The organism is Desulfosarcina ovata subsp. ovata (assembly GCF_009689005.1).
GTDB classification, from domain to species: Bacteria; Desulfobacterota; Desulfobacteria; order Desulfobacterales; family Desulfosarcinaceae; genus Desulfosarcina; species Desulfosarcina ovata.
Genome location: NZ_AP021879.1, coordinates 3,511,786 through 3,534,456 on the forward strand (window position 1 = coordinate 3,511,786; position 22,671 = coordinate 3,534,456).

Consider the following 22,671-nt stretch of genomic DNA (forward strand, 5'->3'; position numbering starts at 1 on the left):
TTTGCCTCATCCGTTCAAATTACCCGTTTTCCGCCAAGCGCTGATTCTGTTGGGCCAGCTTCTCGTTGAGCATCTGGATAAGGGCCGCCGGCTTGTCCTTTTTCAGGATGCTGGCAAACTGGGTGCGATAATTCTTGACCAGGCTGACGCCCTCCACGATGATGTCGTACACTTTCCACAGGTCGGCACCATCCTTAAACATACGGTAGTTGACCGGGATTTCAGCGGTTTCTCTCAACACCTGCGTTTTGACTTCCGCATAGGCGTCCGAGTAGAAATCCTGATTGAGGTAAACGATTTTTTCATTGTGGTACTCGCCCTGGATTTTATCGATATAGGTATTGGCCAGAAACTGGGCGAAGACATCGGTGAAGGCGGTTTTTTCCGCATCGCTGAAATCTCTCCAGTTGCGGGCCACGGTCCGTTTGGAGATCTCGACGAAATCGAACATGGGCTTGACGATTTTCCAGATCTCATCCCGCTGGGCCGCTTTGGTTCCCGGTTCCTTGTACTGGGGATCGTTGAGAATCACCATCAGAGCATCGATGGGCGTCCGGATGGTTTCCATGGGATCCGTGGATCCAGCCATGCACGGAACAACGGTCAGAAAAACAAGCGTCAGAATGCTGGCAATGGTTTTGGCAATCATATTTCCTCCACGAAGGTTGACGGATTCGTAAAAAGCCCGATATCGGCGTTACGCTTCATCCTTCGTCACTGCGGAGTACGATTAGTACGCCTCATTCCTCAGGATTCGCAAGCCTTGATCTCGGGCTTTTTTCGAATCCGTCTGAACGGAGATTTTTTACGAGACCATCAAGGTTGGTTTTTTTGACCTTCGGCACTCCCTGTCCACATCTTTAGACACGAAAAAAAATATCGCCTTATTCAGGATCGTTAGCCATTCACGAGGGCATCAGTTCCCCGCATCGCCGAAGACATATTTGCTCACCAACTCCTCAATGTCCAATGCCGACTCGGTTTCGATGATCATGTCTCCGGATTTGAGCACCCGGTCCGACCCTCCCGGCGTCATTTTGATGTACTTATCGCCGATCAGGCCGGAGGTCTTCACCGAAGCAATGACGTCATCGGTAAGGATGATCCCTTTCCTGATTTTCATGCGAACGATGGCCACTTGCCGCTCATTGTCAAGATCAATACCCGCCACCTGACCGATCTCCACACCGGCCATGTCTACCTGGGCACCGGGTTTCAGCCCCGATACCGAGTCGAAACGTGCGTCAAGCATATAGTAATCATCGCCGAACCACTCCATTTTGCCAAGCTTGATGGCCATGTAGGCCACACAGAGCAGGCCGATGAGCACAAATATCCCAACCGATGTCTCAACCGATGTCTTTTTCATCTTTCCTCCGCGACCGATCCTGAATGCGGAACGATCGTTCTGCCTACAGTTCGTTTAGCGCGCTTTGCAAGTTTTCGGGAACCTGGCCCCGGATAAACTGACGAATCACCGGTTCGCGGCTTTCCTGGATCTCTTCCGGCCCGCCCTGGAAAATAATCCGGCCCTGGTCCAGCATGGCGATTCGCTGGGAAATGTAGAATACATCAGGAATTTCATGGCTGACCATCACTCCGGTAAATCCGTATGTTTTCTGGTATTGGACAATCATGGCGTGGGCCGCATTTTTACGAATGGGGTCCAGTCCCGTGGTCGGTTCGTCAAAGAGCACGATTTCCGGGTCGGTCACCAGGGCCCGCGCCATGGCCACCCGCTTTTTCATGCCCCCGGAAAGCTGCGACGGATAGCGTGCCTCGATGCCGGCCAGGTCCAGTTGGGTCAACTTTTCGTGGACCCGCTCCTCGATTTCGTGAAACGGCACCCGGCCCTTTTCCTTCAGTGGCAGAGCCACATTTTCATAGACGGTCATGGAATCGAACAGGGCGTTTCCCTGAAACATGTAGCTGAATTTCATTTTCACGGCCTTGCGCTCGGCAGGCGCCATCTGGTGGATGGCGCGGCCCTCGAACCGAATCTCGCCGGCATCCGGTGCCAACAGGCCGATGATGTGCTTGAGCAGGACGCTTTTGCCGATTCCGCTTTTACCGATAATGGTGGTCACCTCCCCCCGATAAATGGACAGGTCGACCCCTTTTAACACGGCATTGTCGCCAAAGCTCTTGAATACCCCCTCAAATTCGATCAGCGGTTCGGTCATGATTCTCTCACAGCAGAAACGAGGTCAGTACATAGTCGGCCACCAGAATCATCACGCAAGAGATCACCACCGCCGATGTGGTGGAAAGACTGACCCCTTTGGCGCCAAACCCCTCTTTGCGCAAATGGGTGGTGTAACCCTGAAAGCAACAGATAGTGGCCACGATGGCGGCAAAACAGAAGGCCTTGATGAAACCGCCGTTGATATCTTCCATCAGCACACTGGATTCGACTCGGCTGAAATAGAGCCCCGAATTGATGCCCAGCAGCAGCGATCCGGTCAGATAGCCTCCGATAATTCCCACCACATCGAAAATGGCCGTCAGAAAGGGAAAGCTGATCAGGGCGGCTCCCAGGCGGGGGCTGAACAGGAAACGCACCGGATTGATGTCCATGGTTTCCAGGGCATCGATTTGCTCGGAGATACGCATGATGCCGATCTCGGCTGCCATGGCCGATCCGGCCCGGGCCACCACCATGATCGCGGTCAGCACCGGCCCCATTTCCCGAATCAGGCTCAGGGCCACGGCGGCCCCCAGCACGCCTTCGGAGCCGAACTTGACCAGGGTATAGTATCCCTGCAGCCCCAGTACCATTCCGGTGAAGGCTCCGGTGAGGCAGACCACGAAGACCGATTTCATGCCGATGAAATAGACCTGATCGATAATTTTTTCGGCCTGGATGGGAACGGAAAAAAGATGCAGGACACCACGGAAAAAGAAAATTGCCACCCGCCCCAGTTCCTGAACGGGGGCAATGGCCATGCGGCCCAATCCAGCCAGGAACGTTTCGATTGTCGGAAGCTGCGCCATCACATCGTCACCGCGCTTTGCAGAAAAAAGGAAAGTGCCTTAAAATGCCTGTCAGGACAGGGGCATTAACAAAAAGCCTAAAATTGTCAACCGGTTCGGTTCGTATGCAATGGTTAATAGAAATAGCTGAAGTCGCGGACAAAGTAAAGCACAGATGGAAATCGCCGAGTTCCGGTAATCCGTTGCCGCCCTATTGGCATGATGGCCCCATGAGGATCGGCCGTGGTCCATGCACACCGAATTTTGAGCTTTTGTTCGCCCCCCTTGACTTCACCTTATGCTTTGCCTACGATGATTGCCATCGTTGCCTTAACACCCGACCAAAGGAGATTTCCATGGCCAAACCTGTTGCGACCATCGATGACCTTGACCAGACCCAGACTGCCCGCCTGGTGATGGATGTCCTGCATCGTACCATCGTCCATTACGCCCTCTGGTTCACCGAAATCCGCCACCAGATGGGGCCTGAAAAAGCCCTGGAATGCCTATCCACCGCATCGGAACGAAGCATCGGCATCCAACTCAAGCGCCTGGGAAAAATCCTGGGTTTCGACCTGCAGGATGGTATCCCCACACCGCTCTTGAACATGGAAAAAAAGGATCTGTCGGCCCTTCTCGATGGGGCGGCCATCAACTGGCTGGCCAATGACGGGGTGTGGTTTCAGTCGGTTGAATTCACCAACGGTATGAACGATGCCAAGCGCTGCAACGACTCCAGCTGGGCGCACTTTTCGCCGTTCGAGGCATGGTCCGTCCGTCGGTTCCTGGACCTCGGTGACCGGCCGGGCCTGGAAGGGCTGAAAAAAGCCCTCAACTTTCGTGTTTATGCCCGCATCAACGTGCAGTCTTTTGAAGATGATGGCCCTGACGCCTTCATTTTCCGGATGAACGACTGCCGGGTTCAGGCCGCCCGCAAAAACAAGAACCTGGATGATTACCCCTGCAAGTCCGGAGGACTGGTCGAATACACCTATTTTGCACAGTCCATTGATCCGCGGATCGAAACCGAATGCATCGGCTGTCCCCCGGACGCCCACCCGGATGAGTGGTACTGCGCCTGGCGGTTTTCGTTGAAAAAATAGGACCCCTTCCCGAAGAATGTTCACCCGGAAACCGGCAACGCGGTCGGGTTCCGGGTGGGCCCGGAGTGATACTGCGCCGCGAAAATCCCCCTGTCCCATCGACAGACGATTGAAAAAGGCCGCGCCAACCTTCCTGCAACATCCTGCGAGCCATGATCGTGCTCATCCCTGAAATCCGCAGACCGATAAATGCCGTCCACCTGGCTCCGGGAAGAGTGAATCTGTTCTAATGCTAACTCACTGAAATGATAGATTCGCTTTATATTTCACAGGCATGTAAAATCAATGGGTTACAAATAGAACAAATTTACCCTGTGGTTCCGGGGGACCGGTATTGACTTTTTTGACACTTTTATTTAATCACAAATTTGATCAAATATTTTGTATATGAAATCTCGGGGCTGCCCGACAACCCCGTCGCCTTGTTTCTATTGGACAGGAAGAAAAACAATGGCCACCGCGAAACCAACCGCCAAGTCCGATACCGGTCACACCCGTAAGGCATACCAGGGCATCCGGCAGATGCTTTTCCATAACGAAATCGCACCGGGGCAGAAAATCGCCTACCGGGATCTGGCTGAGCGCTTGGGAATGAGCCAGACGCCGGTCATTCAGGCGCTGAAATGGCTTGAGTTTCAGGGGCTTGTTCGTCATGAACGCCACCGCGGGTATTATACCGAACCGATCAGCACCCAGGAGGTGGAGGAAATTTACGAATTTCGGGAACAGATCGAGCTGGCCCTTCTCGCCCGAACCATGCAGAACATGGACAAGACGGCGATCAAAATGCTCGAATCGTCGCTGGACGCCCACCTGAAAGCCTCCCGCGAGGTTTATCTGCACGATCGTCTGCTCAAGGACATGGAGTTTCATCTGACCCTGGCCTCGCTCTCCGGCAACCAGGTTCAGCAGCAGATCCTGCGCCTCCTGTTTGACCGGCTGTATCTCAAGTACGGTGGCAACATCCTTTTTTCAACATCCATGGACAAAGCCGATATGGCCCACAAGGAACTGTTTGCCCATATTCGTGAAGGCAATCTGGCCGGCGCAAAAACGGTCCTCTCCAAGCACATCAGAAATGTAAAAAAACATGTTCTCAACGGCCTTGAGCGCCTGACCCGGGAAAAGGTAAAGACCGGATTCTGATTGCCGGTCGCACCGTAACCAACACATTGACAGAAATCGCCTTATTATGGTTGAATGAAATCCCGCTGGCCAACCGATCCCGCACGGGCCGGCAGCCGATCCCAAACCGTCCATCAACCAGCAACGCGTCCAGCCAATTGCCGTATGTACGACCCTTCAACCATCGGTAACAGAGACGGTTTCCACGCGGCACCGGAAACCCCGTCCCTCAAACCGGCCCGACTGGTGCGAACCACGTCCATGGGCGTGTGCCTGGGCGCGTCCACCGTGTCGGTGGTCTGGATTGCACGGCCGGGCGTTGGATCAGCAGCAGGCATTCAGGTCCTCAGGCACAGCTGTTACCCCCACGAGGGTGATCCCAGACGCACCCTGTTAAAAGTGTTTGGCGATTTCGACCCGGCAGCCTGTGACCGGCTGGCCGTCACCGGGCGCCGGCTTCGCGAGAGTGTCCGGCTTTCCTCCATTTCCGAACCCGAAGCCGCTCATTACGCTTACCGCCATCTGAAACCCGACGGCATTGACTGCCCGGCGATCGTCTCGGCCGGTGGCGAGACATTCATGGCCTACATCCTCGATGCCAGCGGCAGCATCGTCAACGTCGTCACCGGTAACAAATGCGCGTCGGGTACCGGAGAATTTTTTCTGCAGCAGTTGCGCCGCATGGACGTCTCCCTGGCAGATGCCGGACAATGGTCCGGGGATGAAACGCCGTACCCGCTTTCCGGCCGCTGCTCGGTCTTCTGCAAATCTGACTGCACCCACGCCACCAACAAGGGCATCCCCCGTTCCCGGGTCGCCGCCGGCCTGTGCCGCATGATGGCCCAGAAAATTCTCGATCTGCTCAGAAAAGTGCCCCGGCGCCATATCATGCTGGTTGGCGGCACGGCCCGCAACCGGATGATGGTTGCCCACCTGCAGCGCCACATCGACGGGCTGATCGTCCCCGACGAGGCCCCCTACTTCGAGGCCCTGGGCACAGCGATCTGGGCTCTGGAGCACCCCACGCAGCGATTTTCCGGAGCAGCGTCCCTGTTCGTCGAAACCGCGGCGCGTTTCGAACGGCTGAAGCCGCTGGGCGCTTTCAGCGGGCAGGTAACCTTCAAAACCATGGATCGCGACACGGTCAGGGACGGCGACCGATGCATCGTCGGGCTTGATGTGGGTTCCACCACCACCAAGGCGGTTCTGCTGCGACAGGCCGACAAGGCGCTGCTGGCCTCAATCTACCTGCGCACCAACGGCGACCCGGTCGGTGCCGCCAGAGCCTGCTACGCGGCCCTTTTGCAGCAGCTCCGCCTGACCGCGGACCCGGGCGAGGTGCCCATTGTCGGACTGGGGGTGTGCGGCAGTGGCCGGCAGATTGCCGGTCTGCACGCCGGAACCGATGCGGTGATCAACGAAATCGTCGCCCATGCCACGGCAGCGGTGCACTTCGACCCGTCCGTGGAGACGATCTTTGAAATCGGCGGCCAGGATGCCAAATACACCCACATCACCGCCGGCGTGGCTTCGGATTATGCCATGAACGAGGCCTGCTCGGCCGGTACGGGCAGCTTTCTGGAGGAGTCGGCCCGTGAAACCCTGGGTATCGCCATGGCGGATATCGCCGAGGTGGCCCTCAAGGGCAGTGCGCCGCCCAATTTCAATGATCAGTGTGCGGCATTTATCGCTTCGGACATCAAAACCGCCATCCATGAGGATATTGGTCGTGAGTCGATCGTTGCCGGACTGGTCTACTCCATCTGTATGAACTATGCCAACCGGGTCAAAGGCAACCGGCCCATGGGCCGGCGAATTTTCATGCAGGGGGGCGTCTGCTACAACCGGGCCGTACCCATGGCTATGGCCGCCCTGGTGGGAAGAGCCATTGTGGTGCCCCCTGAGCCAGGTCTTATGGGTGCCTTTGGCGTGGCCCTGGAGGTCGACGCACGCCTGGCCGACGGCCGCCTGACGCCGTCCCGCTATGATTTGCACACTCTCGAGCATCGTCAGGCAACCCATGGCCGGCGTTTCATCTGCCGGGGCGGCCGCAGTGGCTGTGACCGGGGTTGCGAGATCAGCGTGGTGCACGTCGAGGGCCGCCGGATTCCCTTTGGCGGAGCCTGCAACCGCTATTACAACCTGCACCGGCGCATCCGGGTGGATGTCGACGCCCTGGACCGGGTCAAACAACGTCAGATGATCTTCCGGCATCCCGAACGGCCACCTCGTCCGGAATCATCGCCAGACCACCCCGCACCGACGGTAGGCATCAACCGCAGCTTTCTGTTTCACACCTATTTTCCCCTTTACGCCGCCTTTTTTAATGGCCTGGGTGCCGATGTCCGGGTGCCCGACCGGCTCTCAGACCAAGGCATCGCCCAACGGGGAGCCGCCTTCTGCTATCCTGCCGAGCTGGCCCATGGCTATTTCCATCGCCTGATCGATACGGACATGCCGCCGGACTTCCTGTTCCTGCCCCATTTCAAGGCAGTGCCGGCCAAGGGTGGAGCGTCCCGCGCGGTCCTCTGCCCCTTTGTGCAGGGCGAATCCTATTTTCTGCAAACCACTTTCCGGAACCAGTTGAAGCAGACCGGCATCGACCGCCAGCGGGTATTGTCGCCGGTGCTGGACATGGCTGCCGGGCTGGACGGCGCCCGGGAACCGATGGTGGCGAGCGCGCGAAAAATGGGCTTTTCGGTCCGCAGGGCCCGGCAGGCGTTCGACCGTGCCGTCGCGATCCAGGATCGCTGCACCGAACGCAATCGCCGAATCGGCCAACAGACTCTGGATGAACTGGCCGACGACCCCCGGCGTATCGCCGTGGTCATTTTCGGGCGGCCATACAATGCCTGGACCGATGACGCCAACATGGGGATCCCGCGCAAGCTGGCCTCACGGGGCATCCGGGTCCTGCCGCTAGACAGCCTGCCCCTTGCGGGCTGGCCGGCCAAACGTCATATGTACTGGGGCATGGGCCAGCGCATCCTTCAGGCCGCCCGGCGGGTGGCCGCGCACCCCCAGCTGTTCGGCGCTTTCATCACCAACTTCTCCTGCGGTCCGGACTCTTTCATCGTCGGCTATTTTCGTGACATCATGGGCGCCAAACCCTCACTAACCCTGGAGTTGGACAGTCACACGGCCGATGCCGGCCTGGAAACGCGCATCGAGGCCTTTCTGGATGTGGTGGCTGCCTGGCGTCACCTGCAGTCCCGCGGTTCCCGACCGGCGAAATCGACAACCCCATCCGATCTTCCGTTCCGGCCGGCCCGCTGCCAATCGCAAAACGGACAGCCCGGCGTCACCACATCAGACGGCAATTGGCTTCCGCTGACCGATCCCAGGGTCCACCTGCTCTTTCCGTCCATGGGCCGGATCGCCTCCGAAGCCCTGGCCGCCGCGTTTGCCGGGGAAGGCATCCGCAGCACGGCGGCGCCACCGGCCGATGCTGCCGTACTCAAAAAAGGCCGCGCCAACACCTCGTGCAAGGAGTGCCTGCCGCTGCAGCTGACCACCGGCAGCCTGCTGACCCATCTTGAAGCAAACCGTCCGCCGGACGATGTGTTGGTCTATTTTATGGCCACCGGCGGCGGTCCCTGCCGGTTCGGGCAATACCGCATTTTCATGGAGGATCTGATCCGCCGGCGGCAAATCGGCAACGTGGCCCTCTTCTCCCTCGACTCGACGGACGGCTACGGCGGGGTCAGCCGCCGCGTCCATCGCCGGGGATGGCAGTCGGTGGTGATCAGCGATGTGATGGAGGATATCCGCAGCATGCTCCTGACCAACGCCGCCCAGCCCGACCGGGCCCGGCAATGTTTCGAAACCCAATGGACCGGTCTGGTGCAGGCCCTGGCATCCGGCCACGCCAGCACCGTCCACCGGCAGCTGGACGAGGCCGCAGGGCAGCTGCGGGCCATCGCCCTGAGGCAGCCGGTCGCCTCAGTACCGGTCATCGCCCTGGTGGGGGAGATCTTTGTCCGTCGCGATGGTATCTCCCGGCAGTTCATCACCGAGCGCCTGGCGCAGATGGGATTCGCCTGCGTGTGTGCACCGGTGGCGGAGTGGCTGTACTATACGGACTGGCTGGTGGCCACGGGGCGATCTTCCCGCGGCCGGCCGGGATGGCTGGAAAAATGGGGCCTTCGCGTCAAAAACCGGGCCATGGCTGCCATCGAGGTCGACATTCACCACCGGCTGGCCCGCAGCGGCCTGGTTTACAGCCCGGTCGTCGATCTCCCCGATGTTATCCGCCATGCACAGCCCCATCTCGATCCCGATCACCATGGCGAGGCGATCCTGACCGTGGGCAGTGCCCTGAAGGAAGTGGCCACCCGGGCCTGCGGGGTGATTGCCATCGGCCCCTTCGGCTGCATGCCCAATCGCCTGGCCGAATCGATCCTGAGCGAGATCATGACCCCCGCGGACAAACTCGCCGCTGCCAACGGCAGCCGTTTGCATGAAATCCTCACCGGCATGGGCAGTCTGCCGTTTCTGGCCATCGAGAGCGACGGATCGCCTTTTCCCCAGATCATCACCGCCAAACTGGAAGCGTTCTGCCTGCAGGCCGGACGCCTGCACGCGCGCATGCGGGGCGCGTCACCAGGCGATTGATCGCTTCGGTGCCAAACGACCGGCGGTCCGGCAAAACGATCAGGCTCAACGGCCCGCAAAGGCGATCCCGGCGTCAGCCATCCAGCGTCGCAGCTTCAGGACGGCCAGCTCTTTGGCTTTGGCTTCCACCTCCAGGGTGAGGTCAAGATCCCGCCAGCAATCGGGAAAATCCGCCGGATCGATGTAATCGTGGTGGGGCCGGAAAGGGGGCTGCTGCCAGCCGTTCAGCGGGCTGGAAAGATGCATCAGGGGCTCCCTGTCCCAGGTGGCCAGCGCTGCTGCGGTGGTCGTTTCGACACCTTCCCCGTCGGGCAGGCAGCGATGATGGTGCAAATCGTAGACCAGCGGGATACCGGTGGCCCGGCAAACCGGCAGCAGATCCGCCGGCGTGTAGACCCGGTCATCGTTTTCCAGGGTCAGGCGGCTCCTGATCGCCGGGGGAAGCCCCTCGATTACACGGGTCAACCGTTCCAGGGCGGCGGGTTTCTCACCATAGCCACCGCCACCATGGATGTTGATCACGTCTGCCGCCACCCATTCGGCCACTTCGGCATGGTAGGCCAGATCGGCCAGTGAGCGCTCGACCACACCGGAGTCCGGCGAAGTGAGCACGATGAACTGATCCGGATGGAAACTGGTGCGAAGACCGTTGTGACGAACGAAATGCCCACACTGCTTGAAACGGGCGATGATGTCGTCGCCTCCCGGTAGCTCCTGCAGCGTATATCCGGCCTGGGGGTGGGTTTTGAGCGGCAGGATCTGGCTGTTGATCCGAAACGCCCCGATACCCCTCGCATGGCAAAATTCAAGGGCGCGGTAGAGGGCATCGGCGTTGTGCATGCAGATGGATGCCAGGCGGCGCCGTTGATCCCCTCTATCTAACAACAACAGGTGTTTGGCCGTGGTGCGCCGGAATTTGATGGGTGCCTTTCGAAAGATGCAGCATAAGCCGAGCCGGATCATCTGGTTTTGCCTCCTCCTTGAAACCGCCGAAACGATTTGACAAACATTGACCGATTCAACGAGTATCTGTTCATGTCCATTTAATAAGAACCCGATTGCAACTGGCAACCCCATCCCATGAACCCGGCCGCACCATGCTGAAACGAGAATACGCCCGGGCGCTGGCAACCCTTTACCAGGCACGCCATGGCATTGCCATCGTCGTTGTGGTGTATGGGGCGGCTTGCGCCGGCGGATGGAAGTATGCCGGCGCCCTGAATTTTTTACACCAGACCGTAAGCGGCCTGGTCGATACGTTTGCCGCCAAAAGAGGAATGGATTTTGTTTTTTCCCTTTTTATGCACAATCTGGTCGCCACCTATACCACCATGTGCCTGCTTACCCTGTGGGGCCTGGTGCCTTTGATTACCGCTGCCGCCAATGGGCTGCTGCTGGGCTGGATCGTGGCCACGGCCATCGGTGCATCGATTCCTGACGCCGCAGCGATGCTGGTGCCCCATGGCCTCTTCGAATGGCCGGCCATGCTGATTTCCTGGGGGGTCAGCCTCTGGCGCGGACTGGGGTATCGCTTTAATGGGCTGCCGGGGACCTATTTTGACCGCTGGCTCACCGCCAACCGGGTCTTTTTCCTGATCGTCCTGCCCTTGCTGCTGGTGGCCGCCATCATTGAGGGCCGGGCGTTTCTGTTTTCCGGTGTTGCCGGATAGTTGAACGCATCCTCAAATTTAGCTAATGCCACCTGCCAAAAGACCGATGACAAGGATTGATAAGGGAAAAAATCAAAGGGTTGAATCCCACGTAGCGGTTTTTCTGCGCCCACTGAGACCGATAAAAAATCAGATGGTATAAGGATTTGCTGAAAAATGACCGATCTGCCCGGCATACTGAAAAAAGTCAACAATCTGGAACCTATTCCGACCGTCATTCACAAGGTTCTGGCCCTGGCGGGTGATCCGGATGCCTCCTTGCGAGACCTGATGACGGTGGTCGAACGCGATCCGGCCATCACCGCCAACCTGCTCAAAACGGTCAACTCTGCCCACATGGGGTTGCCGGTCAAGGTCGATTCGGTTCACCAGGCGGTCTCCATGCTGGGGCAGCAGCAGGTGGTGGAGATGGTTCTGTCCCAGAATCTTTCCACCAACCTGAACCACTCCCAGGAGGGCTACGGATTGGCAAAAGGAGACCTGTGGCGTCAGAGTCTGGCCGTTGCCATGGTGGCCAGGACCCTGGCCAAACAGCGGGACCTGATGAGTCTGCCAGCCATTTACACGGCAGCGCTGCTTAAAGACATCGGCAAGGTCATTCTCCACGAATATGTAGCCGATCAGTTGGAAACCATTCAACAGATGGTGTCCGACCGGGGCATGAGTTTCGTCGAGGCGGAAAACGAGGTCCTCGGCATGGATCACGCCGCCCTGGGCGGCATCATCGCCAAGCAGTGGCAGTTCAGCCCGCACATGATCTATATGATCGAAAACCACCACCTGGCCAACGTCGCCTCGCGCAACGATCCGGCCACCGCTGCCATCTATCTGGCCGATATGGTGGCCATGATGGTCGATACGGGCCTTGGCGTCGACCGGCTCGCCTACCATGTGTATCAGGATGTCTTCAATGACTTTTTTGCGGACAAAACCGCGGTGCGTGAAATGATGCTATGCTACAAAACTTTTCAGCGCGAGGTCAACGAGTTCATGGACTCGGTATAGGCATACCCCTTGACGAAAAAGAGCTTAGACGTGCCGGTGAGGCTGCCGCCCCATGAGGTGGGCGTGTTTGTGGGTGTGGATGGGCAGTTCCTGGTCGAAACGAATGCGGCCGCTTTTCATGGTGTAGATGTGACGGGCTGTCTGGGAAAGAAAGCCGAATTCGTGGGAGATCAGTACAAAGGTGAGCTCCAACGAGTTCAAAACGTGGATCAGGGCGTCCTTGGTACCGTTGTCCAGGCCGGTGGAGGGTTCGTCCAGAAGCAGCACTTCCGGCTCCATGGCCAGCACCGTGGCCAGGGATACCAACCGTTTCTCGCCGCCGGACAGCTTGTAGGTGATTCGTTCCTCAAACCCGGCGAGGCCCAAAAAATCAAGGGTTCTTTTCGCCACTTCAACAGCCTCCTCCCGGGTCTTGCCCAAATTCAGGGGGCCAAAGGCCACATCCTCCAAAACCGTGGGTGAAAAAAGCTGATCATCGGCATCCTGGAACAACAGCCCGATCCGCCGCCGCACGTCAACGAAATCTGCTTCTGTTTTCCTGGCCGTTCCAAAAACCTCGACCGTTCCGGACATCGGTTTGAGCAATCCCATGATAATGTGAAACAGGGTGGTCTTGCCACTGCCGTTGGGCGCTACCAGGCCGATACGGTCACCGATGTGCAGTTGAAAATTGAGATGATCCAGAACGCTGGGTCCACCGGGATAGCCGTAGGAGATGTCGGTCAGATTGAGAATCACGGGGTGCATGCATCAACGCTTTCTTTGGATGGGTACCGGCTGAAACCGCTTTTGGGTAACGTCATCGTTAGTTCACGCCGATGGCTTCAACAGCGTTTTTTGTATCAAAGCGAAGGGCTCACCGCCGCCATGCCAGCCCGACCAGCAGAACCAGCGTGAAGAGCGTCGCGATGGCAAATACCCGGTTGTGGGGATTGGGCGGGAACACCCGTAAGCTGATGAAGCGGCCGTTGAAGCCCCGGCAGATCATGGCGCTATGCACTCGCTTGGCCCGCTCCGAGGCTCGCACAAAGAACATGCCCACCAGATAGGCGTAGGTCCGGTAGGTGTGCAGGGTGGTGGCCGGTCGGAAGTTGCGGATTTTCATGGCCCGGACCAGCCGCTGGTACTCCTGCTCCAGGACAAACAGATAGCGGTAGGTGATCAGGAGCATGTGCACCAGCTTGTCCGGCAGGTGCAGTTGGTTAAGGCATCACGGCCCACAGCAGCAGCAGAAAAATCAGGGGGCCAATGAGCCGGTAGCCCACTTCACGCAGGTCGAGCCGAGCCACCAGGGCGGACCAGCAGGGAGATCGCCAGGGCGGCAAAATCATAGCTGACCGCCACCACCACGGCAAAACCGAAGGCACCGAGCACCCGCAGCCGGGGATCGATGGAATGCATCCACGAATGGCTTTCGGCAAAGCTGACGGGCTTCATGCACGTCCGTCTTTACGGTAACGCATGTAGGCCCCAAGCCCAACCAGTCCAATAATGTAGCCGATCCCGCCGATCACATCGCTCACCGACGGCCCTTTGTCCTGGGCGGCGGCGACCATGCGGGTCAGCGGATGGATTTTTTGCTCCAGTTGACGGGCGACAATGGCTTCAATCTCCTCGGCGGTCAGCCCGGAGGCCACTGCCGGCGGGGCAGACACATCGGGCGTTTCTGCCGCCGGTGCGGGGGGAACCGGCGCCGCACTTTCCCTACCCAGCTCGGCGGCGGAGAGTGTCCACGAACTCTGGTGACCCATGCCGGCGGTCAGAACGATCTTGAGGTCGCTGATCCTGGGCGCTTTGAAGGAGAATTCCCCCTTATCGTTGGTTTGGCCGTCCAGAAGCAGGGTGCCGGCCGGATCGAACACCTCCACCTTGCCATCGATCACCCGTTTGCCGCCGCTGAATTTGCTTTCCGTGTACACCGTGTCCCCTTCGGCCCAGGCAAAGATGGTCACCTTGTGCGCCGATGCCAAAGGGGCTAGGATCAACCCCGCCAGAAAAACAAACATCAATACCGTTATCGATCGTTTCATGAAATTCCGTATGTCGTTTAGCCGTTATGGAACGTGCTACCCGGCATACCCGGGTAGCATTTCCGGTTTTACTTTTTTCATAAAAGCCACGCAGAACACCGTGATCACCCCTTCTGAAATGTGCATGGACGTCTATTTCCAGTCGTGAAAGTAAACCCAGATCACCGCGCCCATCTCCACATCCTTATCCTCGCCCTCATGCTTGATAGTATAGTCCGCCGTGTTCAGCGCGGCAAAGCCCCACCACCCTGCGGCAGGCGTGGCGTAGGTGAATACGCCGTCGGCATCGGCCTTGATGGTCTGGGTCACCATGTAGTCGGTGGGCGCATGGGCGGTTTTGTCCTGGTTGTAAAATTCCACCTCCACCTCGGCATAGGGCACCGGTTTGCCGTCCATTTTGACGATGCCCTGAAACACGTTGCCCGCATAAAGGCCGAACGGTTTGGCGATGGGTACGATTTCCGTTTTCAGCCCCAGTTCCGCATCCCAGCCTTCGTCATCACCAAAGGCGGTGACCACGGTTTTGGTCAGGTGGATGATAAAGCAGTCCTCGGCCGGCTCCCAGTAGGGTTGGGGCTCCATGTGGAACATGTAGACGCCGGGCCGCTTCACCGCATAGTCGACCTGCCAGGCTTTGTGATCCATTACCGTGGCCGGTTTCAGCTGGCCGAGCAGATCCTGCTCTTTGCCGTTGGCCAGCACCCCGAACACCTTGGGTTTGACCAGCTCCATACCCACCAGTTCCATGGGATGGGAAAAGGAGAGGGTAACATGTACCGTGCGGTTGTCATCCTGCATGACCATGGTATCTGACGGAATCACCATGCCGAAATGGGCCAAGGCCACATTGCCGCAAAAAACGATTGAAAACAAGACTGCCACGCCTACCATCCAGAATCGGTTGCGCATCATTTTTCCTCCAATGGGTTTTAAGTTTGCCAAAATAAAAAACCACGAATGCACGTCTCCTTCGGAGACAGATACCTTCGTGGCTGATCAAGCATCGACTTGTGGGTGGTGCGAGGCAGACTTCGGTCTGCGGATAGAAATTGCTAATAGCCCATGGGTATGATCTCCGTCAACCATTTTTAACGGCCGTATTTTCCGTGGCGGACGGGCATTCCAACAAAAGGCGTCCGATCGTTGCTCCGACGCCGCGGGCCGATGTACTTTGACCGGTGAGTGTGGTAGACAGGGGGCATCGACAAAACCGGATGAATCCACAGGACGCCGCAGATCCCCATGCACATACCCGCAGCTCGCCAGACGCTGATCGTTTTCGGCCGCTATCCAATACCGGGGAAGACCAAGACCCGCCTGATTCCGGCGCTGGGACCGGCCGGTGCCGCCGATCTGCAGCGCCGCCTCAGCGAACACACCGTGGCGGCGGCACGCCGAATGGCCGGGCGAACGGGCACCCGGATCGTTTTCTGCCATGCTGGTGGGGAGCAGCATCGTCTGCAGCGCTGGTTAGGCGGCGGGGATGTGACCTACGCGGCCCAGGCTGCCGGCGATCTCGGCCGGCGCATGGTCACGGCGATCCGGGAGGCGTTCCATCAGGGGGCCGGCCGGGTGGTACTGGTGGGAACGGACATTCCCGGGTTGACCGCCGAAGGGATTGAACAGGCCTTTGATTCGCTGAAACGCCACGACCTCGTGCTGGGGCCCAGCCGGGACGGCGGCTACTGGCTGGTGGGGATGAACCGGCCGATCGACCTCTTCGGCGGCATGGCCTGGAGCCGGTCCGATGTGCTGGCCAACACCCTGGAACGGGCCCGCAGGCTGGGCGTCGCCCCCTTTCTGCTCGATCCCATGAGCGATCTGGACACGCCGGCGGATCTGGATCCCTTGAAGCCGATCGGGCCCTATCTGTCGATCGTCATCCCGACCCTGAATGAGGCCGCTCAGATCGGCCGCACCCTTGAAACGGCGGCCTCTGTTGATGCCGAAACGATGGTTTGCGACGGGGGCAGCACGGACGGCACCCTGGTCATCGCCCGGCAGATGGGCGCCCGCATCGTCCCCTGTCCCAGGGGCCGGGCGATCCAACAAAACCGGGGCGCGGCCATGGCCCGCGGCGGGGTGCTGCTTTTTCTGCATGCCGACACCCGCCTGCCCGACGGTTATGTGGCGCATGTTTTCGAGACCCTGATGGATCGTCGCGTGGTGCTTGGCGCCTTCGGGTTTGCGACGGACCGGCGCACTCCGGCCATGCGCTGGATCACCTTCTGGACCAACCTGCGGGCCGGCCGGCTGAAACTGCCTTACGGCGACCAGGGACTGTTCCTGCGCCGGCATGATTTTCAGCGTGCCGGCGGTTTTCCGCCGGTATCCATTGCCGAAGACCTCTACCTGGTTCGCCGCATGGCCCGATATGGCCGCATCGCCCTGGCACCGGTGGCGGCGGTTACCTCAGCCAGACGCTGGCAGCGCCTGGGTCCGCTGCGCACCACGTTGATCAACACCGTCATTGCCACAGGTTGCCTGGCCGGCATCGCCCCCCAACGCCTGGCCCCCCTCTACCGGTGGCCATCGAAACACGAATGACCATGACTCGAAAAAAGCGCCGATATCCGCATAAAAAACGACCGGGCCCCCAGCCCTCCAGGCCCCTTACCGCCGTGGTGGCCAACGCCAGAGGCGAAATCTTCGATCTGGAGGGCTTTGTGGCGGTCGGCACCGACGGGCCGCGGCAGGATCCCCTGACCACCGCCAACACCATCGCCCTGCCCCACGGCAGCGAACTGATGTTTCTGCCCGATCGCATCCCCCTGCTCATCGATCTTTCCACCGGCAAGACCCGACCCGTGGCCGACAACCCGTATGTGCCCGGGGAGCGGATCTTTCCCGTGGCCGCCTTCAACTCTCCCGGCGTGGTGCTGACCCATGTCTGTGCCTATGAGGAACGGCCCGGGGCAAAGACCCTGCCGCTGTTCAGCTACGGGGCGGTCGGCTGGCAGGATGGCGGGTTTCGCTCGGCGGCCATAGTGGTCGACCGTGAACCCCGCCAGGATCTGCGCCGCATGCCCCGGGACCGGATCGTTGCCGGAGTCGAACGGATGCGCCGCACACTGCCGGACAACCGGCTGGCCCGCCATTTGGAGCACTGTGCCCTGACCTACGGCTGCCCGGCGGGCAAGAACTTCTTTCTGAGCCGCTACGAAGCCCCGCTGCCCACATCAAAGGCCTGCAATGCCCGTTGCCTGGGCTGCATCTCCCTGCAGCACGACCCCCAGTTGACTAGCAGCCAGAACCGCATCGCCTTCACCCCGACGGCCGAAGAGATCGCCGATGTGGCCCTGGCGCACATCCGCCGGGTAAAAAAGAGCGTGGTCAGCTTTGGCCAGGGCTGTGAAGGCGACCCGCTCATGGCTGCCCGGGTGATCGGCCCGGCCATCGCCCGCATCCGCACGGCCACCGACCAGGGCACCATCAACATGAACACCAACGCCAGCCTGCCCCAGGTGCTGGCCCCCCTGCTGGACGCGGGACTGGACAGCATCCGGGTGAGCATGAACTCCGTGCGCGAAGCCTGTTACCATGCGTATTTCAGGCCAAAAGGATACCGCTTTGCCCATGTTCTGGAGAGCATCGATACCGCCCTTGCCAAGGGCCGGCATGTGGCCATCAACTACCTGAATTGCCCGGGATTCACCGACAGCCCCGAAGAGACGGCGGCCCTGTCGGTTTTCCTGGAAAAGCATCCCGTGCATCTGATCCAGTGGCGCAACCTCAACTTCGATCCCGGTCGCTACCTCAAAATGATGCGCCGCGTCGCGCCGCTGGGCCCGCCGGTGGGCATGGATCAACTGCTCAAAATGATCCGCAAACGCTTTCCCGATCTCAAGTATGGTTATTTCAATCCGCCCAAAGAGCACTTTACCGCCGCCCCGCCGGCGGCACCAGAGGATGTTGACCCATGAAATGGATCGCCGCCAAAGTGACCTTCGACAGCCCGGACCGTGAACTGGCCACGGATCTCGTGGCCGATATTTTCTATTCGCTGGACCTCAAGGGGGTCGTTGTGGACGACCCGGAAATGGACCCGGATCAGGACTGGGGCGACGATGCCATCCGCCCGCCCGAACGGCCGGGGGTCACCGGCTATTTTGCCGATACGGATAAAGCGGCCGAACGCTGCAAGGCCCTCGAAGCGGCCCTGGAGCGCCTGGACGAAAATACCGTCCGCCATCCCCAGGTGACCTACAGCCGCATCGACGAGGAGGACTGGGCCGAGGCCTGGAAGGAGTATTTCTGGCCGGAGAAGATCACCGACCGCCTCGTGGTCAAGCCCACCTGGCGCGATTATCCCGCCCGACCGGAGGAGCTCATCCTGGAGATCGACCCGGGGATGGCCTTCGGCACCGGCACCCACGCCACCACGGCGCTTTCCATCGGCCTGATCGAGACCCATCTCAAGGCCGGCGACCGCTTCCTGGACGTGGGCGCCGGATCGGGAATTCTGATGATCGCCGCCGCCAAACTGGGTGCCGGTGAAGTCTGCGGGGTGGACAACGATGCCGTGGCCGTGTCCGTGGCCGAAAAGAATCTGCGCGTCAACCGCATCGACCGGTTTCAGCTCTTTGCCGGCAACCTGGTGGACAAGGTCCGGCAGGTCTTCGACGTGGTGGCGGCCAATATCCTGGCCGAGGTGATCCTGGTTCTGTTGCCCCAGGTAAAAACGGTGCTGAAGGATGGCGCCATCTTCATCTGCTCGGGAATCATCACGGCCAAAAAAGGGATCGTCATGGATGGGTTGTCGGCCAGCGGTCTGACCGTGATCGAGGTGCTCGAAAAGGATGGGTGGGTGGCCATCGCCTCCCGGAAAGCGGCCGCCGCCTGATTACGCTGCGGCCGGCCGGATACGATCGGAAACGTTATCCGTAAAAAGGGGACTGGCCGGTGGCCTTTGCCAGGCAGGACCGGCTCAGCGGGTCGGGTTGCGAGTAATGCCCGCCATGCTCACATGCTGGCTTCCGGCGGTGACCCCGTCACTCGCTTTTCCCGGTCAAGGTGGTACAGGGTGGCGCCCACCGGTGCGAAACTGAGAAAAATGAGATTCAGTACCGGAATCAGAAATGGCAGGCCGAAGCCCAGGTGAAACGGCAGGCTGCGTACCAGGCTTTTGAATCGCAACCTAAAGGGCTGGAGGTTGCGCGCCGGCACGAGATCGGTGTTGTCCCAGGCCAAGAAGATGGCGGCCACCAGCGGTCCGATGGTGGTCACCACCGGACCCAACGGCGTGAACCATCCCAGGACCATGAGCAGCAGGGTCAGAAGCACCGGAATGATGTTGCGGGGCACCTCCTGGCGAATCAGAAACCCCATCTGGGTCATGACCGGTACACGGGGGGAGGCGGCAACCGGACCGCCAACCAGGCGCTCGGTAATGCGGGACATGAGGTCCATGACCAGAACGGCAAACAGGATCTGGCTTAAAAGGTAGGCGATCACGGCCGAGATGCCCATGAGCAGCAAAGAGAGCAGCCAGGAGGCCAGGTACCAGGCCCAGACAATCCAGGCGCTTTCGGGCCGCTGCCACAGCAGGGCCAAAATTTCCGCATGTTTGGCCAGGATCACGCCAGACAAGCCCACGGTCAGCAGGGCGACCACCGCGAACCGCAGCAGTCCCAGCATCAGCAGCCGCGGCGTTCGCAGCCCCAGCCAGAGTCCCCGAAGATTATATAGAATACCGGAAAAAAGATTCATCGATCGCTTTCATCCTTTTGAAATCGCCTTAGCCCTCCTGAAAAGCCACCACCCGGGATGCATGGGTGAGGAAAACGGCATTTTTCAGCTCCGGCAACATTTCCCTGAGCACCTTGAGTGTAACCGAATGGGGATGGGCGATGCCGATGGCGTATCCCTGGGCTTTGGCCCGCTTGATCAGCAGCTTGAGCTGTTTTCTGACAAATTCGGGCGTCTGTTCATGGTCGATAAACACGTCTCGTTCGGCAAAGGGCAGTTTCAGCAGTTCCGCCGAGGGACGGCAGCGGGTATCGGCTGAGGTGCGGCTGTCCACAAAAAAGAGACCGCGTTTTTTCAGGATCGTGAAAACCTGGCGCATCTGCTCCGAAGAGGCGGTCAGCTTAGAGCCCATGTGGTTGTTGACGCCTTTGACGCCCGGTACGCTGTCCAGGTCGGCATTGAGTTGAGCAATCAATTCGTCGGGTGTCATGCTGGCGAACAGGGCTCCCGGTCCCGGATTGACCGCCGGATAGTTGGCCGGCTCCATGGGCAGATGGAGCATGATTTCCACATCCTTATCGCGGGCCTCGGCGATGATGCGCCGGTTGAAGGTGCCCTCGGGTAGCACGGAAAAGGTCAGCGGTACCGATAGCGCGAGAAACCCTTCGGCCATTTTGCGATCGTAACCGATATCATCGATGATGATGGCCACCGGAATGCCGTTGGTTACCGGTTTGATCCTGGTAATCGGCGAGGGCGGGGGCACCGTCTCGCGGTGAAACGCCTCGTAATCCGGAACGGCCGGCGACACCGGTTTCGGATGAGTCGTCGGCGCGGCTGGCACCGGTTTTTTGACCGGAACCGGTTTGGTGACGGGCTCCGGCTTCGGCCGGGTCACCGGTGATGGTGTGGGCCGACTCAAAATCCGGTTGGCCAGCAAAGCGGCGGTAATTACGATGCACACCAGCAGGCCCAGACCGGCAGCGATTTTCATCAACTGCCGCTGGGTGGTGCCGGCCTTCTTTCTGCTTTTCCGGACCTTGGGTTTTGTTTTCGGCTTCGGTTTTACCGGGCCTTTCTTAGCCATTTTTGAGGTCTTTGAAAATGTCGTAGCTGATCAGGATGTCCAATGCGCGCACGACCTGGCTGTCGGATAACAGGGTATCCCGTTCCAGGGGGCTGTTTTTGGCCTTGAAACGCTTCAGGGCCGGGGTCTCTTCGGGTTCCACGGTTTCCTTCTCTTCCGGTACCGGTTCCGGCACCGGCTCTTCGAGGGCGTCGTCCGGCTCTGCATCCAGGTGATTTTTCAGGTCTTTTTCTTTGATCATGCGTTCCCCGGAAGCACCTCCCGCCGAAAGGACCCGATGCTTGACTTCCACGTCGGGCTCCACCCCTTTGGCCTGAATGGATCGCCCGGAGGGCGTGTAGTAACGCGCAATGGTAAATTTGAGGCCGTAGCCGTCACGCAGGGTCTCCACCGTCTGGACGGATCCCTTGCCGAAGGATGTGGTGCCCAGAATGAGGGCCCGTTTTTGATCCTGAAGCGCGCCGGCCACAATCTCCGACGCGCTGGCGCTACCGCCGTTGATCAGCACAACGATGGGATAATCGCGCTTGACAGTGTTTGCATGGGCTCGGAACACTTTGGTATTCTGACCGTCACGGCCTTTGATGCTGAGGATTTCGCCCGACTCCAGAAAGAGATCGGAGACCTCGATGGCCTGGTTGAGGATGCCGCCGGGGTTGTCCCGCAGGTCCAGGACCAGGCCCTTGAAGGGGGAGCCTCCGTTTTCCATGGCATCCAGTGCCTCGATCAGATCACTGGTGGTGTTTTCCCGGAAGTTGGTGATCCAGATATACCCGTATCCGGTTTTCAGCATTTCCGCCTTGACGCTGTAAATGGGAATCACATCACGAACCAGGCTGAACGCCAGGGGTTCCGGTTCCCCTTGCCGCAGTACGGTAAGCTCCACCGTGCTGCCCTTGGGTCCGCGCATCCGTTTGACGGCATCCCGCAGGTCCTCGGTTACCGTACCGTCGACCTTGATGATCTTGTCACCGGCCTTGATACCGGCACGATAGGCCGGTGTCCCTTCAATGGGCGAGATTACCGTCACCAGGTTGTTGCGCATGGTGACATGAATCCCGATGCCGGTAAATTCGCCGTGGGTATCGATCTGAAGCTCCTTGAGCGCGTCCGGCGGCAGCAGCGAGCTGTGCGGATCGAGACTGCGCACCATCCCCTGGATGGCCGCCTCGATCATTTTCTGGGTGTCGACTTCATCCACGTAATTTTTCTGAACCAGTTCGATCACGTCGGAAAAAAGCTTCAAGCCCTTATAGGTATCTTCGGTATTGGCGGACAGATCCCGGTAGAAGCCATGGCCCAGGATCAGGATGCCTGATACGAGCACGACGGCCACCCACAGTTTGAGGTGTCGGGTTGTTTTGGCTGTCATTGTT

General features: G+C 59.3%; 21 protein-coding genes. 8 read left to right on the plus strand and 13 right to left on the minus strand.

Features of this window, described 5'->3' with window-relative positions; translation table 11 throughout:
- Positions 1–19 precede the first annotated feature (19 nt).
- From GN112_RS15560 to GN112_RS15575, 4 genes are all read right to left on the minus strand, one after another.
- The gene (locus GN112_RS15560) at positions 20–649 is read right to left on the minus strand and encodes an MlaC/ttg2D family ABC transporter substrate-binding protein (protein WP_155311051.1); all 630 of its coding nucleotides are present in this window, start codon (positions 647–649) and stop codon (positions 20–22) included.
- A gap of 267 nt (positions 650–916) precedes the next feature.
- On the minus strand, positions 917–1,369 hold the full coding sequence (gene mlaD, locus GN112_RS15565) for an outer membrane lipid asymmetry maintenance protein MlaD (protein ID WP_155311052.1): 453 nt from the start codon (positions 1,367–1,369) through the stop codon (positions 917–919).
- Positions 1,370–1,412: 43 nt separating this feature from the next.
- Complete coding sequence (locus GN112_RS15570) at positions 1,413–2,183, minus strand: ABC transporter ATP-binding protein (protein WP_155311053.1); 771 nt, start codon at positions 2,181–2,183, stop codon at positions 1,413–1,415.
- A gap of 7 nt (positions 2,184–2,190) precedes the next feature.
- A complete protein-coding gene (locus tag GN112_RS15575; RefSeq protein ID WP_155311054.1) occupies positions 2,191–2,994 on the minus strand; it encodes an MlaE family ABC transporter permease in 804 nt (267 codons plus the stop codon).
- A 335-nt stretch (positions 2,995–3,329) separates the two neighbouring features.
- Between GN112_RS15575 and GN112_RS15580 the strand changes: the two genes are divergently transcribed.
- From GN112_RS15580 to GN112_RS15590, 3 genes are all read left to right on the plus strand, one after another.
- Complete coding sequence (locus GN112_RS15580) at positions 3,330–4,076, plus strand: DUF6125 family protein (RefSeq protein ID WP_155311055.1); 747 nt, start codon at positions 3,330–3,332, stop codon at positions 4,074–4,076.
- Between the two features lie 450 nt (positions 4,077–4,526).
- Entirely contained in the window at positions 4,527–5,222 is a 696-nt protein-coding gene (locus GN112_RS15585; RefSeq protein ID WP_155311056.1) for a GntR family transcriptional regulator, read from the plus strand.
- Between the two features lie 144 nt (positions 5,223–5,366).
- Positions 5,367–9,815, plus strand: coding sequence for an acyl-CoA dehydratase activase (locus tag GN112_RS15590; RefSeq protein WP_155311057.1), 4,449 nt, complete (start codon positions 5,367–5,369; stop codon positions 9,813–9,815).
- Positions 9,816–9,860: 45 nt separating this feature from the next.
- On the opposite strand, the gene uvsE is transcribed toward GN112_RS15590, so the two are convergent.
- The gene (gene uvsE, locus GN112_RS15595; protein WP_155311058.1) at positions 9,861–10,778 is read right to left on the minus strand and encodes a UV DNA damage repair endonuclease UvsE; all 918 of its coding nucleotides are present in this window, start codon (positions 10,776–10,778) and stop codon (positions 9,861–9,863) included.
- A 95-nt stretch (positions 10,779–10,873) separates the two neighbouring features.
- Here uvsE and GN112_RS15600 point away from each other — a divergent pair, with 95 nt between their 5' ends.
- Together GN112_RS15600 and GN112_RS15605 are read left to right on the plus strand one after the other, a co-directional pair.
- Complete coding sequence (locus GN112_RS15600) at positions 10,874–11,485, plus strand: stage II sporulation protein M (RefSeq protein ID WP_155311059.1); 612 nt, start codon at positions 10,874–10,876, stop codon at positions 11,483–11,485.
- A 156-nt stretch (positions 11,486–11,641) separates the two neighbouring features.
- Complete coding sequence (locus tag GN112_RS15605) at positions 11,642–12,490, plus strand: HDOD domain-containing protein (RefSeq protein WP_155311060.1); 849 nt, start codon at positions 11,642–11,644, stop codon at positions 12,488–12,490.
- A gap of 24 nt (positions 12,491–12,514) precedes the next feature.
- Here the strand turns inward: GN112_RS15605 and GN112_RS15610 are convergent, their stop codons facing one another.
- The 5 genes from GN112_RS15610 to GN112_RS15630 all read right to left on the minus strand — a co-directional run bounded on the left by GN112_RS15610 (position 12,515) and on the right by GN112_RS15630 (position 15,411).
- Positions 12,515–13,237 (minus strand): energy-coupling factor ABC transporter ATP-binding protein, encoded by a 723-nt coding sequence (locus GN112_RS15610; protein ID WP_155311061.1) that lies wholly within the window; start codon positions 13,235–13,237, stop codon positions 12,515–12,517.
- Between the two features lie 109 nt (positions 13,238–13,346).
- Entirely contained in the window at positions 13,347–13,661 is a 315-nt protein-coding gene (locus tag GN112_RS15615) for an energy-coupling factor transporter transmembrane component T family protein (protein WP_155314258.1), read from the minus strand.
- 95 nt (positions 13,662–13,756) lie between these two features.
- Positions 13,757–13,927 (minus strand): hypothetical protein, encoded by a 171-nt coding sequence (locus GN112_RS15620; RefSeq protein WP_155311062.1) that lies wholly within the window; start codon positions 13,925–13,927, stop codon positions 13,757–13,759.
- Positions 13,924–14,520 (minus strand): NikL family nickel/cobalt ECF transporter subunit, encoded by a 597-nt coding sequence (locus GN112_RS15625; RefSeq protein ID WP_155311063.1) that lies wholly within the window; start codon positions 14,518–14,520, stop codon positions 13,924–13,926. The genes GN112_RS15620 and GN112_RS15625 overlap by 4 nt, the downstream gene beginning before the upstream one ends.
- Positions 14,521–14,652: 132 nt before the next feature.
- Positions 14,653–15,411 carry a DUF4198 domain-containing protein gene (locus tag GN112_RS15630; protein WP_155314259.1) on the minus strand — a complete coding sequence of 253 codons (759 nt, stop codon included), beginning with the start codon at positions 15,409–15,411 and terminating at the stop codon, positions 14,653–14,655.
- A gap of 351 nt (positions 15,412–15,762) precedes the next feature.
- Here GN112_RS15630 and GN112_RS15635 point away from each other — a divergent pair, with 351 nt between their 5' ends.
- The 3 genes from GN112_RS15635 to prmA are packed head-to-tail and all read left to right on the plus strand — an operon-like array spanning position 15,763 to position 19,363.
- Entirely contained in the window at positions 15,763–17,067 is a 1,305-nt protein-coding gene (locus GN112_RS15635) for a TIGR04283 family arsenosugar biosynthesis glycosyltransferase (RefSeq protein WP_155311064.1), read from the plus strand.
- Positions 17,068–17,069: 2 nt separating this feature from the next.
- The gene (locus tag GN112_RS15640) at positions 17,070–18,443 is read left to right on the plus strand and encodes a radical SAM protein (RefSeq protein ID WP_155311065.1); all 1,374 of its coding nucleotides are present in this window, start codon (positions 17,070–17,072) and stop codon (positions 18,441–18,443) included.
- Positions 18,440–19,363 carry a 50S ribosomal protein L11 methyltransferase gene (gene prmA / locus GN112_RS15645; RefSeq protein WP_155311066.1) on the plus strand — a complete coding sequence of 308 codons (924 nt, stop codon included), beginning with the start codon at positions 18,440–18,442 and terminating at the stop codon, positions 19,361–19,363. Before GN112_RS15640 ends, prmA begins: the two co-directional genes overlap by 4 nt.
- A gap of 119 nt (positions 19,364–19,482) precedes the next feature.
- Here the strand turns inward: prmA and GN112_RS15650 are convergent, their stop codons facing one another.
- The 3 genes from GN112_RS15650 to GN112_RS15660 are packed head-to-tail and all read right to left on the minus strand — an operon-like array spanning position 19,483 to position 22,667.
- Positions 19,483–20,229, minus strand: coding sequence for an EI24 domain-containing protein (locus GN112_RS15650; RefSeq protein WP_155311067.1), 747 nt, complete (start codon positions 20,227–20,229; stop codon positions 19,483–19,485).
- A 28-nt stretch (positions 20,230–20,257) separates the two neighbouring features.
- Positions 20,258–21,295, minus strand: coding sequence for a divergent polysaccharide deacetylase family protein (locus GN112_RS15655; RefSeq protein WP_155311068.1), 1,038 nt, complete (start codon positions 21,293–21,295; stop codon positions 20,258–20,260).
- Positions 21,288–22,667, minus strand: coding sequence for a S41 family peptidase (locus GN112_RS15660; RefSeq protein ID WP_155311069.1), 1,380 nt, complete (start codon positions 22,665–22,667; stop codon positions 21,288–21,290). The genes GN112_RS15655 and GN112_RS15660 overlap by 8 nt, the downstream gene beginning before the upstream one ends.
- Positions 22,668–22,671 lie beyond the last annotated feature (4 nt).

What these genes read in the sequence shown, in the direction of transcription:
- GN112_RS15575 (WP_155311054.1), bottom strand. Translation starts at nt 2,994, where the DNA reads ATGGCGCAGCTTCCGACAATCGAAACGTTCCTGGCTGGATTGGGCCGC.
- GN112_RS15640 (WP_155311065.1), top strand. Translation starts at nt 17,070, where the DNA reads ATGACTCGAAAAAAGCGCCGATATCCGCATAAAAAACGACCGGGCCCC.
- GN112_RS15655 (WP_155311068.1), bottom strand. Translation starts at nt 21,295, where the DNA reads ATGGCTAAGAAAGGCCCGGTAAAACCGAAGCCGAAAACAAAACCCAAG.
- mlaD (WP_155311052.1), bottom strand. Translation starts at nt 1,369, where the DNA reads ATGAAAAAGACATCGGTTGAGACATCGGTTGGGATATTTGTGCTCATC.
- prmA (WP_155311066.1), top strand. Translation starts at nt 18,440, where the DNA reads ATGAAATGGATCGCCGCCAAAGTGACCTTCGACAGCCCGGACCGTGAA.
- GN112_RS15630 (WP_155314259.1), bottom strand. Translation starts at nt 15,411, where the DNA reads ATGGTAGGCGTGGCAGTCTTGTTTTCAATCGTTTTTTGCGGCAATGTG.
- GN112_RS15610 (WP_155311061.1), bottom strand. Translation starts at nt 13,237, where the DNA reads ATGCACCCCGTGATTCTCAATCTGACCGACATCTCCTACGGCTATCCC.
- GN112_RS15590 (WP_155311057.1), top strand. Translation starts at nt 5,367, where the DNA reads ATGTACGACCCTTCAACCATCGGTAACAGAGACGGTTTCCACGCGGCA.
- GN112_RS15580 (WP_155311055.1), top strand. Translation starts at nt 3,330, where the DNA reads ATGGCCAAACCTGTTGCGACCATCGATGACCTTGACCAGACCCAGACT.
- GN112_RS15625 (WP_155311063.1), bottom strand. Translation starts at nt 14,520, where the DNA reads ATGAAACGATCGATAACGGTATTGATGTTTGTTTTTCTGGCGGGGTTG.
- GN112_RS15560 (WP_155311051.1), bottom strand. Translation starts at nt 649, where the DNA reads ATGATTGCCAAAACCATTGCCAGCATTCTGACGCTTGTTTTTCTGACC.
- GN112_RS15635 (WP_155311064.1), top strand. Translation starts at nt 15,763, where the DNA reads ATGCACATACCCGCAGCTCGCCAGACGCTGATCGTTTTCGGCCGCTAT.
- GN112_RS15660 (WP_155311069.1), bottom strand. Translation starts at nt 22,667, where the DNA reads ATGACAGCCAAAACAACCCGACACCTCAAACTGTGGGTGGCCGTCGTG.
- uvsE (WP_155311058.1), bottom strand. Translation starts at nt 10,778, where the DNA reads ATGATCCGGCTCGGCTTATGCTGCATCTTTCGAAAGGCACCCATCAAA.
- GN112_RS15605 (WP_155311060.1), top strand. Translation starts at nt 11,642, where the DNA reads ATGACCGATCTGCCCGGCATACTGAAAAAAGTCAACAATCTGGAACCT.
- GN112_RS15570 (WP_155311053.1), bottom strand. Translation starts at nt 2,183, where the DNA reads ATGACCGAACCGCTGATCGAATTTGAGGGGGTATTCAAGAGCTTTGGC.
- GN112_RS15650 (WP_155311067.1), bottom strand. Translation starts at nt 20,229, where the DNA reads ATGAATCTTTTTTCCGGTATTCTATATAATCTTCGGGGACTCTGGCTG.
- GN112_RS15620 (WP_155311062.1), bottom strand. Translation starts at nt 13,927, where the DNA reads ATGAAGCCCGTCAGCTTTGCCGAAAGCCATTCGTGGATGCATTCCATC.
- GN112_RS15585 (WP_155311056.1), top strand. Translation starts at nt 4,527, where the DNA reads ATGGCCACCGCGAAACCAACCGCCAAGTCCGATACCGGTCACACCCGT.
- GN112_RS15615 (WP_155314258.1), bottom strand. Translation starts at nt 13,661, where the DNA reads ATGCTCCTGATCACCTACCGCTATCTGTTTGTCCTGGAGCAGGAGTAC.